10 protein-coding genes, 1 pseudogene and 1 riboswitch are annotated in these 12,436 nt (G+C 63.6%); of the genes and pseudogenes, 5 read left to right on the forward strand and 6 right to left on the reverse strand.

What is annotated here, in order from left to right:
- Nucleotides 1-7 precede the first annotated feature (7 nt).
- From LB543_RS00685 to LB543_RS00700, 4 genes are all read right to left on the reverse strand, one after another.
- A complete protein-coding gene (locus LB543_RS00685) occupies nt 8-2,083 on the reverse strand; it encodes a pilus assembly protein TadG-related protein (RefSeq protein WP_224612168.1) in 2,076 nt (691 codons plus the stop codon).
- A 356-nt stretch (nt 2,084-2,439) separates the two neighbouring features.
- Nucleotides 2,440-4,095, reverse strand: a complete 1,656-nt coding sequence (gene groL / locus LB543_RS00690; protein ID WP_224612170.1) for a chaperonin GroEL — start codon at nt 4,093-4,095, stop codon at nt 2,440-2,442.
- Nucleotides 4,096-4,160: 65 nt separating this feature from the next.
- Nucleotides 4,161-4,457, reverse strand: a complete 297-nt coding sequence (gene groES, locus LB543_RS00695) for a co-chaperone GroES (protein WP_006203049.1) — start codon at nt 4,455-4,457, stop codon at nt 4,161-4,163.
- A gap of 231 nt (nt 4,458-4,688) precedes the next feature.
- Nucleotides 4,689-5,483: a class I SAM-dependent methyltransferase gene (locus tag LB543_RS00700; RefSeq protein ID WP_224612171.1), complete on the reverse strand. Its 795-nt coding sequence runs from the start codon at nt 5,481-5,483 to the stop codon at nt 4,689-4,691.
- Nucleotides 5,484-5,554: 71 nt separating this feature from the next.
- On the opposite strand from LB543_RS00700, the gene LB543_RS00705 reads away from it, so the two are divergent.
- On the forward strand, nt 5,555-6,406 hold the full coding sequence (locus tag LB543_RS00705; RefSeq protein WP_224612173.1) for a hypothetical protein: 852 nt from the start codon (nt 5,555-5,557) through the stop codon (nt 6,404-6,406).
- Between the two features lie 17 nt (nt 6,407-6,423).
- Here the strand turns inward: LB543_RS00705 and LB543_RS00710 are convergent, their stop codons facing one another.
- Nucleotides 6,424-7,050, reverse strand: a complete 627-nt coding sequence (locus tag LB543_RS00710) for a TetR family transcriptional regulator (RefSeq protein ID WP_224612175.1) — start codon at nt 7,048-7,050, stop codon at nt 6,424-6,426.
- A gap of 125 nt (nt 7,051-7,175) precedes the next feature.
- Between LB543_RS00710 and LB543_RS00715 the strand changes: the two genes are divergently transcribed.
- From LB543_RS00715 to LB543_RS00730, 4 genes are all read left to right on the forward strand, one after another.
- A complete protein-coding gene (locus LB543_RS00715) occupies nt 7,176-8,363 on the forward strand; it encodes an MFS transporter (RefSeq protein ID WP_224612186.1) in 1,188 nt (395 codons plus the stop codon).
- A 5-nt stretch (nt 8,364-8,368) separates the two neighbouring features.
- Nucleotides 8,369-9,664 carry a D-arabinono-1,4-lactone oxidase gene (locus LB543_RS00720; RefSeq protein ID WP_224612847.1) on the forward strand — a complete coding sequence of 432 codons (1,296 nt, stop codon included), beginning with the start codon at nt 8,369-8,371 and terminating at the stop codon, nt 9,662-9,664.
- 2 nt (nt 9,665-9,666) lie between these two features.
- Nucleotides 9,667-10,812: a DSD1 family PLP-dependent enzyme gene (locus LB543_RS00725; protein ID WP_224612187.1), complete on the forward strand. Its 1,146-nt coding sequence runs from the start codon at nt 9,667-9,669 to the stop codon at nt 10,810-10,812.
- A 185-nt stretch (nt 10,813-10,997) separates the two neighbouring features.
- Complete coding sequence (locus LB543_RS00730; protein ID WP_224612189.1) at nt 10,998-11,933, forward strand: helix-turn-helix domain-containing GNAT family N-acetyltransferase; 936 nt, start codon at nt 10,998-11,000, stop codon at nt 11,931-11,933.
- Nucleotides 11,934-11,940: 7 nt separating this feature from the next.
- On the opposite strand, the pseudogene LB543_RS00735 reads toward LB543_RS00730, so the two are convergent.
- A pseudogene (locus tag LB543_RS00735) lies at nt 11,941-12,090 on the reverse strand (GyrI-like domain-containing protein); the annotation flags it as partial.
- 120 nt (nt 12,091-12,210) lie between these two features.
- Nucleotides 12,211-12,417, forward strand: a riboswitch (cobalamin riboswitch).
- Nucleotides 12,418-12,436: the final 19 nt, after the last annotated feature.

A 12,436-nucleotide genomic window follows, 5' to 3' on the forward strand; every position in this document is an offset into this window, starting at 1 on the left:
AGGATCGTCACTGGACAAGACTCACTTTGCTGCTGGCGCTGGAGCTGGAAGCGGCGATGCATTCCGACGCTGCGGCCGTGCCGCCTGAGAGCGTGATCAGCGAGCCGATCATCTGCAGGCATTTGCTTGAATCGGTCGACGAGCCCAGAACACTGGACCCGCCATTCATGGTGATCGGGCCGTAAGGGAAATAGAAGGCGCCGGAGATCTGTGCATTGGAGCCGCCCTCGGCGAAGGTGGCGCCCGCGGTCACCGAAGTCGATGTCGGGCCGATAACGGCGAGCTTCGCAGTGGCGCCGGTCTGCGGCGCGGTTAGCACGATATTGCTGTAGCCGGCCGCCACGCAGAAGACATAGCCGTTGCAGCTTCCCGAGCTCGATTTGGCCTTGCCCGACAGCACTAGCGTCACGTTGGCGCCGCTGACGCTGACCGTCGAGCCGCCGCAACTGGCGCTGCCGCCACCGCTTCCGCCAAGCGCGAAATAGCCGTCGATCGTGTAGACGCCGGCGCCGAGCAGGACGGCGCCCGAGGCGATGAAGTTGCCTTCGATGTCGTGCTGCGCCGTGGCCGGCACGACAAAGCAACTGCCACCGCCGCCGCCATTCACATTGCCGATGACCTGGAACACGCCCGAGCTGGTGGCGTCGGCCATGATGGTCGTGGAGCCGCCGCCGAGCGTGATGGCATCGCCGTTGCCGCCGGGCCCGATCTTGTAGCTGTTTGAGGTGCCGGAGCCGAAGGTGATGACGGCGCCGCCGGTGTTGTTGAGCCCGCCGGGCAATTCGAACGTGCTCGGCCCGCCGAAGGTGAGCGTGCTGGTGTTGCAGAGGCTGACGCGCGCGATGCCGCCGCAGGTATTGTCGCTGATGCCGAACTTGAAGGTGCCGGCGCCGAAGGTCGTGGTGCCGCCGCCGCCGGTCGTCAGCCCCTTGGTGAAGTTGAAATTGCCGGCGCCGAAAGTGGTGGTTCCCGCGGTGGTGACCTGCTTGCCGATATTGTAGGTGCCGGCGCCGAATGTGGTCGTTCCCGCCGTGGTCAGAGTCTTGGCGAAGTTGTAGGTGCCCGGCCCGAAATTGGTGGTGGCGCTGGTCGTGAGATCGCCGGCGATGTTGTAGACGGTGGTTGCCGCGCCGCTGGTGGCGAAGTTGAGGTTGATGCCGCCGCCAATGGTGATTGTGCCGATATTGACCGTGGTCGTGCTGCCGCAATTCAGCGTCCAGGTCGACGTCGGGGATGCCCAGCTTGCCGTGCAGCCGAGCGCGGTCGCCTGGCCTTGGGTGGAGCCCTGGTTCCAGGCAAAGTCGATGTTGTTGCCGGTGCTGTTGGTCGGCGCTGTCGGCGCCGTCGTCGTCGACATCGCCGCGACCGTGCTGAAACGCGCGACCGCCGCGGCAATGGCGGTATTGCCGGCCAGCGGATCGGGCGTCGATTTCTTGGCGATTACCGCGTCCGTGCCGTTCGGGCCGGTGATGCCGTTGCAAGGCTGGCTGGGCGCCGCCGCCGAGTTGTAGTTCACGCCGATCGCCGAGATGGACGTGCCGCAGGGAACGGTCACGGTGTTGTTCGACGACACCGTGCATTTGGGCGCGGTGATCTTGGTGCCACCCGAGAGCGTGATGCCGGTCTGGGTGCCGTCCAGCGCCAGCATGCAGCCGGGGGTCTGCGCCTGCGCGCCGAGTTCGGCGACGGCATTGGCATAGATCTGCAATTGCTGGCGGTCGTTGAGCACGCGCGCCAGAAGCAGTTGTTTCTGGGTGCGAATCGACACCGAGACGGCATTCATGCCGGAAGTCTTGGGAGAGGTGACCAGCGCCGCCTGGACATCGGCGGCCGGGACGCCGTTGAGCGTGGCGACATTGACCGCCGCCGCCGTCATCAGGTCGGTCGATTTCGTCGCATTGTAGGCGAGAGCGCCGGCATAGGCTGCAAGGTCTGCCGTGCGCTGGTTGCCGGCCCGCTCGACCAGCGCGCCGCCATATTCCGTGACGAGCGCCGCCATGCCGATGAGCACCGGCAAGAGCAGCGCTGACATAATGAGGACGTTGCCATCACGGTTACGCACAAACCGGCGGAGTATTTGCATCGATGAAGACCCTGCACGCGCGAGGAGCTCAACTGTGCCGATTAGTAGGCGTGAATGTCTTAAAAATTCTTGTCCGACAAATCGCACAATGATCAGGGGCGTTTGATCAAAGTGCTGATTTAATTGAAGAATTGCACAAAGTTTAGGCAGTCGGTTGGAGCGGCACGGCAGCGTTGCCCATCAAGGGCGGATTGCCAGGCGCTCAAGCCTTCGAACCGAGACAACGAAAAAGGGCGACCTTTCGGCCGCCCTTTCGATAATATTGCGAGGATGGCTGGATTAGAAGTCCATACCGCCACTCAAGCCCGCTTGCGGGCTTGAGCAATGTGAGTTGATGGGCGTGCTTTATGGACTTCTTAGAAGTCCATGCCGCCCATGCCGCCCATGCCGCCGCCGCCCATGCCGCCAGGCATGCCGCCGGCGCCAGAGTCCTTCTTCGGAGCTTCGGCGATCATGGCTTCGGTGGTGACGAGCAGGCCGGCGACCGAGGCCGCGTCCTGGAGGGCCGTGCGCACGACCTTGACCGGATCGACGATACCCATGACGATCATGTCGCCATATTCGCCGGTCTGGGCGTTGTAGCCGAAGGTCGCGCCCTTGTTCTCGAGGATCTTGCCGGCAACGATCGATGCTTCCGCACCGGCGTTGGCCGCGATCTGGCGGGCCGGAGCCTGCAGCGCACGACGAACGATGTTGATGCCAGCGGCCTGGTCGGCATTGGCGCCGGCAGCCTTGATGTTGGCCGAAGCGCGCAGCAGGGCAACGCCACCGCCTGCAACGATGCCTTCTTCCACGGCCGCGCGGGTCGCGTTGAGGGCGTCATCGACGCGGTCCTTCTTTTCCTTGACTTCGACTTCCGTCGCACCGCCGACGCGGATCACGGCAACGCCGCCGGCGAGCTTCGCCAGACGTTCCTGCAGCTTCTCCTTGTCGTAGTCCGAGGTGGTCTCCTCGATCTGCTGCTTGATCTGGGCGACGCGGCCCTGGATCTCTGCCTTCTTGCCCGCGCCGTCGACGATGGTGGTGTTCTCCTTGGAGATCGACACCTTCTTGGCGCGGCCGAGCATGTTGAGGCCGACGTTCTCGAGCTTGATGCCGAGGTCTTCCGAGATGACCTGGCCACCGGTCAGGATGGCGATGTCTTCCAGCATGGCCTTGCGGCGATCACCGAAGCCCGGCGCCTTGACGGCGGCGATCTTGAGGCCGCCACGCAGCTTGTTGACGACCAGCGTGGCCAGGGCCTCGCCTTCGACGTCTTCCGAGATGATGAGCAGCGGCTTCGAGGTCTGCACGACTGCTTCGAGGACCGGCAGCATGGCCTGCAGGTTGGAGAGCTTCTTCTCGTGCAGGAGGATGTAGACGTCCTCCAGTTCGGCAACCATCTTGTCGGCGTTGGTCACGAAGTAGGGCGAGAGGTAGCCGCGGTCGAACTGCATGCCTTCGACGACTTCGAGTTCGGTCTCGGCGGTCTTGGCTTCCTCGACCGTGATGACGCCTTCATTGCCGACCTTCTGCATCGCTTCCGCGATCATCTTGCCGACCGACTCGTCGCCATTGGCCGAGATCGTGCCGACCTGGGCGACTTCCTCGGAGGTCTTGATCTTCTTGGCGGCCTTGCCGAGAGCGGCGACCACCTCGGTGACGGCCAGATCGATGCCGCGCTTCAGGTCCATCGGGTTCATGCCGGCGGCAACCGACTTGTGGCCTTCCTGGACGATCGACTGCGCCAGAACGGTCGCGGTCGTGGTGCCGTCGCCGGCGATGTCGTTGGTCTTCGAAGCAACTTCGCGGACCATCTGCGCGCCCATGTTCTCGAACTTGTCTTCAAGCTCGATTTCCTTGGCGACGGTGACGCCGTCCTTGGTGATGCGCGGGGCGCCGAACGACTTGTCGATGACGACGTTGCGGCCCTTGGGACCGAGCGTGACCTTCACCGCGTCGGCGAGGATGTTGACGCCGCGCAGCATGCGCTCGCGGGCGTCACGGGAGAATTTTACGTCTTTGGCAGCCATGTTTTAGCTCCTGGCAGGGGCTCGGATAGAGCCTGAAAAATTCAAGTTGAAGGTGAGGCCGATGATCAGCCGATGATGCCCATGATGTCGGATTCCTTCATGATCAGAAGGTCTTCGCCATTGAGCTTGACTTCGGTGCCCGACCACTTGCCGAACAGGATGCGGTCGCCGGCCTTGACGTCCAGCGGGACCAGCTTGCCAGCTTCGTCGCGGGCGCCGGAGCCGACGGCGATGATCTCGCCTTCCTGCGGCTTTTCCTTTGCCGTGTCCGGGATGATGATCCCGCCGGCGGTCTTGGATTCGGATTCGACCCGGCGAACGACCACGCGGTCATGAAGCGGGCGGAACTTCGACTTTGCCATTTTTTCTTCCTCGATGAGAACGGTGAGAAACAGTTCCTCCGTCCGGCGGCGCCGGACACATAGTTAGCACTCACCAATGGCGAGTGCTAACGTGGCGCTGAAATAGGCCGACGATCTGCGAGAGTCAAGGCGCGCCACAGGAGGCGGTCGTAGGAAATTTTCATGCGCTGCATCGTCGCGGAGAATGTGGCGGTTACTGGCCGCAAAAGCGAAAGAATTTCGCTAGGTCGTTCAGCGCCTCGGCGACCGCAGTACCAAAAGCGGGCATCGCTCGGCGAGCCCGTAGCTGCCGGTTGGAACAATGCGGACGTTACTGAAGAACGCTTCCGCCTCGCTGATGAGTGCCATGGGCGGCGCAAAACTGTAGATGGCCGGCGAGTTCCGATAGACATCGATAGTGGCGATGACCGGCAATTCCCAGCCCGTACGCGCCGAGAGTTCCAGGCGATCAGGGAACAGTGCATCGAACCTTTCCGCGATCGTCTTTACTGGAATTGCATGGTCGGGAGCGGGGCCCGTCGCGGCCATGGCGACGCGCCATTTGAGCTCGTGGAAAGTGGAGACACCGCCAGAAAGCGCAAGCGCTTGCACCGCTGCCGGATCGTCCGGTGTCTCGGGACGGGCAAAGATGCGCAGGCCCGCGCGCCCGTCAGAATGCAGCACGCTGGCAATCGCCGCGAACAGCGCCTCGCGCACGGCTGAAAAGCCTAGCGCCGACAGGCAGCCGTCGCCGATCACCGCATCGACGCTTGCGCGCGAAACCGGTAGGTCGAGCCAGTCGCAGTTGATGGCCTTTCGCGACGCTGTATCACCTGGCCAGATTCCGGCGATCATGTCGGAGGATTCATCGACGGCCATCATGGTCGCGCCGAGCCCGGCGAGTTCCGGCGTCACGCCGAGCAGAACGACATGTGCCTCCGAAAGGTAGAGTTCGCGCTGGTAGGTTTCCACAGCTTCGCCAGGCGGCCGCAGCGGTGGCCCGAGCAACTCCCAGTGCCGTCGAATGGCATTCCAATGGTCGGTCATCCCTGGCCCCAACCAGCATTGTGTTCAGACGCATAATCGAAGACGCTAATGAAACCAAGTGCGGGGGGCACATGACACGCATCGCGGTTATTACGCATGAGTTCGACAGGTTCGAACGCCGGCGTGGCCCGCTGTTGCGCCGCGACAGTCCCTACATGCTCTTTGATCCGCTGGAAGAACTGAAGCGGCGCGGCCATTCCGTCCGCATACTCTCAGGAACGTCGGCGAAGCCCGAAGCAGACATAGCGGTGCTGCATGTCGATGCGACCGTGACGCCGCCCGAATATGTCGAATACGCGCGCGCTTTTCCGTTCTGCCTGAACATCGGGGCAGCCGACATCTCCAAGCGCCTAATCAGCGGCGCCGTCATCGGCAGGGACGACGACTGGCCAGGTCCGGTCATCGTCAAGAGCAATCTCAACAATCTGGGAATGCGGGAACAGTCGCTTAACCGGCGATCGCGACGTGCCGGAAAGCCGGAGCCATTTCCCGGTGCCGAGCTTATCGAGGGCTACCGCGTCTGTACGTCCCTTTCGGATGTTGCGCCTGCGGTGTTCGACCGCGGGGATCTCGTCGTCGAAAAATTCATTCCCGAGCCGGAACCGGACGGCTTTGGCGCCCGCTTCTGGATATTTTGCGGGGAGCGCGAGCGCTGCACCCGCCATGTTTCGTCGCAAAGCCTGGTCAAAGGCGACGACACGATCCGTCGTGAGCCGGTTCCGGTTCCCGAGGAGCTTCGTGCGCTGAGGCGCGAGCTTGGCTTTGACTATGGCAAGTTCGATTTTGTCATGCATGAGGGCAGGGCGGTGCTGCTTGACGCCAATAAGACACCAGGCGGTGCCCGCAATCTTTCCGCCTTTCTCGCCGCCGGCAACGCCAATCTGGCCGACGGTTTCGAAGGCCTCATCCGCCGGGCGAGATAGTCTCCAGCCGGCATTGGTCAGAGGAACAACCGCAACTGGGTGTGGATGATCGCGCGGTAATCCTCGATGGTCCGGCGGCTTTCCGCGTCGCTCTGCGCAAGCGCCAGGCGCACGACGCCGCCGGCGAGCTGGAAGATCAGCACAACCATGCGTTCGAACTGCTCGTGCTTGTCCGGCTCGAGCAAGGCAATGACATGGTCGCAGAACATCTTGGCTTGATGCCGGGTTTCGGCGATGTCGAGATTCTTGAGTGCCTTGTCGGCCTGGATGGCGTTCTGCAGATCCTGGATGGCCGGATCGCCGGCGACACGGCCGAAATAGTCGTCAAGCAGCCGGTCGGCCGCGGCGATGATGTCCCTGGCTTCTCTGACATCGGCGATAATCGCCGTCAATCGCGCCCGGCTGACCTCGGAAAACCGCTCATAGAGCATTGCCAGGATCGCCGACTTGTTGGGGAAGTAATGGTAGACGGTGGCGATCGGTCCGCCCGCCAGCATGCCGACCTCCTTCATGGTGACGGCGTCGATGCCCTTCTCGCCGATCAGCCGCATGGTGGTCGACAGGATAGCGTCGATGCGCTCGCGGCTGCGCTCCTGCTTGGGTCTGCGCCTCGGCTCGGTGGCCGTTCGACTTGCTTGCGTCATGCACCGATCTTTCGCACGGGTTCTCAAATTCCGGTTGACATGAAATATGATCAAGTATCAGTTTCTGAAATGCTGACAGAGTGTCAGCATTTCTGCCGCGCGGCAAGGACGTTGGGAGGGCGCCTTTGACTTCGACAAGCACCAGTCTTCAGGGCGATGGCGACTGGCTGGTTGGCAACCCGACCGGCGGACAGCTTGCGTCGGCCTTGTGGATCGGGTCGGTCGGCCTGCTCATCCTCGGCCTGCAGCCCGTCCTGCTCGGAGCCCTCTACACCGAGGGCCATGTCAGCGGCGACGAACTGGCACTGGTCGCCACCGCCGAGATGATCGCCATCGCGATCGGCTCGGCGATCGTTGCGATGCTGCTCTCCGCCCACAAGATGCGCTGGAAAAGCGCGGTCCTCCTGCTGCTGCTGGCGCTGGCCAATGTGTGGACCGCCTATGCCGCCGGCGCCAGCACGCTGATGGCGGCGCGCGCGCTGGCCGGCCTTGCCGAAGGCGGCCTCGTCGCGATCGCCACCGAACTGATCGCCCGCTCGCGGCGCGCCGAACGCATCGGCGGCTATTTCGTCACCATTCAGACGCTGGCGCAATGCGCCCTTGCGCTGCTGCTGGCGCTCTATGTCATCCCCGCCGCCGGATCGGCGGGGGGCTTCCTCGTTCTTGCCGTCGTCTGTGTGGCGTCGCTGGTGGTCGCCTTCGCGGTCCCCGCCGATTATGCCGACCTGCCGAAGGAAGAAAACCTCGCCAATGTGCTGACGGTTCCTTCGATCACCGCGCTGTTGTCGGTTTTCTGCTACTTCATGTTCTTCGGCGCGGTCTGGGCCTTTCTGGAGCCGCTCGGCGCGCAATTCGGCATCGACGGCCGCACCGTCGGGCTGATCGTCTCGGCCAGCCTCGCCGTGCAGGTGCTGGGCGCGATGACGGCGACCGTGTTCGAGGCGCGCATCGACTATCGCCTCGCCATCGCGGCGATCGGTATCGTCGCGCTTGTCGCCTCGCTCGTCCTTGCCAGCGGACCTGGCCTCACGACATTCTGGGTCGCCGCCCTGGTCATGGGTTTTATCCTGCTGTTCATCGTGCCCTACCAGATCCGGCTGGCGATCACCGCCGACGAAAGGCGCACCGCCGTGCTGCTGGTGCCGGCCGCCCAGCTTTTCGGCCTGGCGATCGGGCCGGTCGCCGCGTCGCTGCTCATCGACGGCAAGGATTTTCGCCCGGTGCCGGAATTCGCCGCCGCAAGCGCTGTCGCCAGCGTGGCGTTGCTCGGCCTGTTTGTACTCGTCGTACGGCGTCGCCGGGTTGTTGCGTGAGCACCATGTCGAACAACTGGAGCAACTGGTCGGGCTTTGTCACGGCCGAGCCGCGGCTGCTTGCCCGCCCCGCCGATGCCGGCGAACTCGGCGACCTCATTCGCACCGCACCCGGCCCGGTCCGCGTCGTCGGCGCCGGTCACTCCTTCACGCCATTGGTGAAGTCGCAAGGCACCATCCTGTCGCTGGAGAAGCTGGAAGGGCTGGTCTCGCATGACGCGAAAAGAAATCAGGCGCGCGTACGGGCAGGGACGCGGCTTGGTTCGCTCATGCGCATCCTGCAGGGCATCGGCCAGGGCCTGCCCAACATGGGCGACATCGACCGCCAGGCGATAGGCGGCGCGCTGGGCACGGCTACCCATGGTTCGGGGCCGACGCTCGGCGCCTACCACACGCAGCTGGAAACGGTGCGGATCGTCGACGGGCTCGGCAAGGTCCGCGAATTCAAGCGGGAAGGGGACCAGGAGACGATCCATGCCATCGGCGTCGCCCTCGGTGCCTTCGGTGTGCTCAGCGAAGTGACGCTGAACAACATCGCGAGCTACCGGCTGCGGCGCCGCAAATGGGTGCTGCCGATAGGCGACATGCTGCGCGATTTCGAAACGATGATGGCCGCGCACCGGTCGGCCGAATTCTATTACATTCCCTTCTCCGGCTACGCGCAGTTCATCGCCAGCGACTTCAGCACCGAAGCCACGACGATGCGCCCGACCGACGACGACGAGGGCTCCTTGCGCACGTTGCGCCGCTTGCGCACCGGGCTTGCCTGGCTGCCGTCGCTGCGCCGCAGGTTGATCCGCGGCGCCGTCGCCAAGGTGCCGGCCGAGGACTATGTGCAGGACTGGCTCAACGTCTACGCCAGCGACCGGCAGACCAGGTTCAACGAAATGGAATATCACCTTCCCTTCGAGGAGGGGCCGAAGGTGCTGGCCGAAATCATCGAACTGACGGAAAAGCATTTTCCGGAGGTCTATTTCCCGATGGAAGTGCGGTCGGTGGCATCGGACGAATTCTGGCTCTCGCCCTTTCATAAAAGGCTCACCTGTTCGATCGCCATCCACCACGATGCGGCGAACGATCCGTTGCCGTTCATGCGTGCGGCCGAGCCGATCTTCCGCAGATATGGCGGCAGGCCGCACTGGGGCAAGATGCACAGCCTGAAAGCTGCCGATCTGAAAAAGCTCTATCCGCGCTGGAACGATGCGATGGCGGTGCGCCGCGACATCGATCCGCAAAACCGCTTCGTCTCGCCCTACATGGCCGACCTGTTCGGCATCGAACCCAGTCCTTTTGGTATCTAACGATGACGGCGTATTTCGCCACGCTTTCGGATGCGCTGAAGCAGGCGGGCATCTTCCAACCCTGCCTGCTGCTCGACCGCGATCGGCTGGATGGCAACATCGCCCTGGTGAAAGAGAGGCTTGATGCCAGCCTTGCCGTACGGCTGGTCGACAAGTCGCTCGCTTGCCTGCCGCTGCTCTCCCATATCGGCAAGGCGCTTGGAACCCAACGCTTCATGACCTTCCATCCGCCGATCAGCGAGGCGGTGTTGAACGCGTTTCCGGATGCGGATCTCCTCTACGGCAAACCGATGCCGGTCGGGGCGGCAAGGGCGGTGCTTTCCAGAGGCGATGCGGCCTGGTCGCGGGTATGCTGGCTGATCGATACACAGGAGAGGCTGGCGGAGTATGGCGCGCTCGCGGCCGAGCTCGGCGTCGAGCTGCGCATCGCTTTCGAAATCGATGTCGGACTGCATCGTGGCGGCTTCGCCGATCCGGAGGCTTTGTCGCAGGCTCTGACGGCACTGCCGGCTCACAAGGGGCTGCGCTGCGAAGGCGTCATGGCCTATGAGGCGCATGCGCCGCACATACCCGGCCTGTTCGGCGGACCTGCCAAGGCGTTGGCGCAAGCCTCGGAACGGGCCGCCGCTTTCGTGGCGCGCCTCGGCATGAACCAGCGCCATATCTTGAATATCGGCGGCAGCAAGACCGCGCTGCTTCATCATGACGGCACCGCCAACGAAGTGTCGATGGGCTCGGCCTTCGTGCTGCCCCGCGATTTCGACACGCCCGGTCTCGGTGGCTTCCAGCCGGCCGCCTTCATCGCGACGCCAATTCTGAAAGTGGTCGAGCCGATGCTGCCCGGCCCGCCTGCGGTCTCGCGTCTGCTCCAGGCGCTCGGCCGGTTTCCGCGCAAGGGCTGCTATCTCTATAGCGGCAAATGGATGGCCGAACCGGTGTTTCCCGAAGGCATGGAGACGAACGGTCTGCTTGGCCTGTCCTCCAACCAGCAATTCATGTCCCTGCCCGCCGAGGCCGTCGTCAGGCCGGGCGACTACGCATTCCTGCGGCCGACGCAGAGCGAAGCCGTGCTGCAGCAGCTCGGGCCGATCGCGGTGCTTTCCGGTGGCAGGATCGTCGACCGCTGGCCGGTGCTGCCGATGGGGTGATGGCTGTCGTCTCGGCGTCGCCATTGGCGCCTGCATCTGCGATGTCGTCATTCCAGGGTCTGCGCGCGTCACTGCGCTCCCGGCTCCGCACAAGAATGACGAAGTTGTGAGGCGCCTCATTGCAAACGATTTTATTGACTCAGTCAACTAAATGACTGATCCTGTCCAGGACAGGAGGAATCCCCATGACGATCCACGACCATCCCGGCAAGGAACGCATCGACGCGATGCGCGCCTTCAACCGCTTCTACACCCGCCAGATCGGTGTGCTCGACGAAGGCTGGCTGAAAAGCACCTTTTCGCTTACCGAGGCGCGGGTGCTCTATGAGCTTGCCCATCGCGACGGGCTCGTCGCCAGCGACCTGGTGCGCGATCTCGGCCTTGACCCCGGCTATGTCAGCCGTTTGCTCAAAAAATTCGAGGAGCGCGGTCTGGTCGAGCGCGAAGCCACCGAGGCGGACGCGCGCCGCGCCTCGATCGCGCTGACGCCGGCGGGCAGGCAAGCCTTCGCGCCGCTCAACCAGGATTCGCACGACCAGGTGCGCGCGCTACTCGATCGCCTGGCGCCCGTCGATCAGGATCGGCTGGTCAAGGCCATGCGCATCGTCCAGGACCTGCTCGGCGACAGACCCGAACCCAAGGTGCCTTACATCCTGCGGCCGCTGCAGGTTGGCGACATCGGCTGGGTCACGCGCCGCCAGGGCATGCTCTACGCCCAGGACTATGGTTGGGACGAAACCTACGAGGCGCTGGTGGCTGAGATCCTCGGCGAGTTCGTCAAGAATTTCGATCCGAAATGGGAGCGCGGCTGGATCGCCGAGCGGGAAGGTGAGGTCGTCGGCTCGGTCTTCGTCGTGCGCAAGTCGGATCAGGTGGCCAAGCTGCGGCTGCTCTATGTCGAACCTTCGGCGCGCGGCCTCGGCATCGGCAAGCGCCTGGTCGAGGAATGCATCGGCTTCGCCCGCGCCAGGGGCTACAAGACGCTGACCCTATGGACCAACGACATTCTGACCGCGGCCCGGCACATCTACCAGGCGGCCGGTTTCAAGCTGATCGAGGAAGAGCCTCACCATTCCTTCGGCAAGGATCTGGTCGGACAGAACTGGGATCTGGAGCTGTAGCGGCGCGTCATGCCTTGACCGGCACCCAGATCTCCAGCCCGCCATTACCGGTGCGGCCATCGAATTCGGGCCTATAGCGCTCGAATTCCGGCGCGTAGGCGATTTCATGGCCGGAGGCGGGAAGCCAGCCGTTCCAGATCGTGTCGATCGTGCGCCGATGAAAAAACGGCAACGGCTGTCAGGCGGTCGGACGCAAAGTCGACGACAGGCTTGCACTCAGGTCTGTTCTGTTATAACAAAACGAAGCAATCGCCTTGCCTCGCCGTCGCGCGCGGCCTAGGCTGCGACTCGTGATGGTCCCCGAGCCGAAAGGCGAGGGGTGAAAAGGGAACGCGGTGAGACCTCATGGGGTCGAGGCCGCGGCTGCCCCCGCAACTGTAAGCGGTGAGCAAGATCCGGAACGCCACTGGCCGGCAAGGCTGGGAAGGCAGGATTGCGCAGAGACCCGTGAGCCAGGAGACCTGCCATCACCGAGTTGACCGGACGGGGTGTGCCGGGAGGAA

The organism is Mesorhizobium sp. ESP7-2 (assembly GCF_020164715.1).
Taxonomy (GTDB): domain Bacteria; phylum Pseudomonadota; class Alphaproteobacteria; order Rhizobiales; family Rhizobiaceae; genus Mesorhizobium.

Bases quoted from the DNA above. Each gene is read 5' to 3' on its own strand.
- LB543_RS00685 (WP_224612168.1), bottom strand. From the start codon at position 2,083: ATGCAAATACTCCGCCGGTTTGTGCGTAACCGTGATGGCAACGTCCTC.
- groL (WP_224612170.1), bottom strand. From the start codon at position 4,095: ATGGCTGCCAAAGACGTAAAATTCTCCCGTGACGCCCGCGAGCGCATG.
- groES (WP_006203049.1), bottom strand. From the start codon at position 4,457: ATGGCAAAGTCGAAGTTCCGCCCGCTTCATGACCGCGTGGTCGTTCGC.
- LB543_RS00700 (WP_224612171.1), bottom strand. From the start codon at position 5,483: ATGACCGACCATTGGAATGCCATTCGACGGCACTGGGAGTTGCTCGGG.
- LB543_RS00705 (WP_224612173.1), top strand. From the start codon at position 5,555: ATGACACGCATCGCGGTTATTACGCATGAGTTCGACAGGTTCGAACGC.
- LB543_RS00710 (WP_224612175.1), bottom strand. From the start codon at position 7,050: ATGACGCAAGCAAGTCGAACGGCCACCGAGCCGAGGCGCAGACCCAAG.
- LB543_RS00720 (WP_224612847.1), top strand. From the start codon at position 8,369: ATGTCGAACAACTGGAGCAACTGGTCGGGCTTTGTCACGGCCGAGCCG.
- LB543_RS00725 (WP_224612187.1), top strand. From the start codon at position 9,667: ATGACGGCGTATTTCGCCACGCTTTCGGATGCGCTGAAGCAGGCGGGC.
- LB543_RS00730 (WP_224612189.1), top strand. From the start codon at position 10,998: ATGACGATCCACGACCATCCCGGCAAGGAACGCATCGACGCGATGCGC.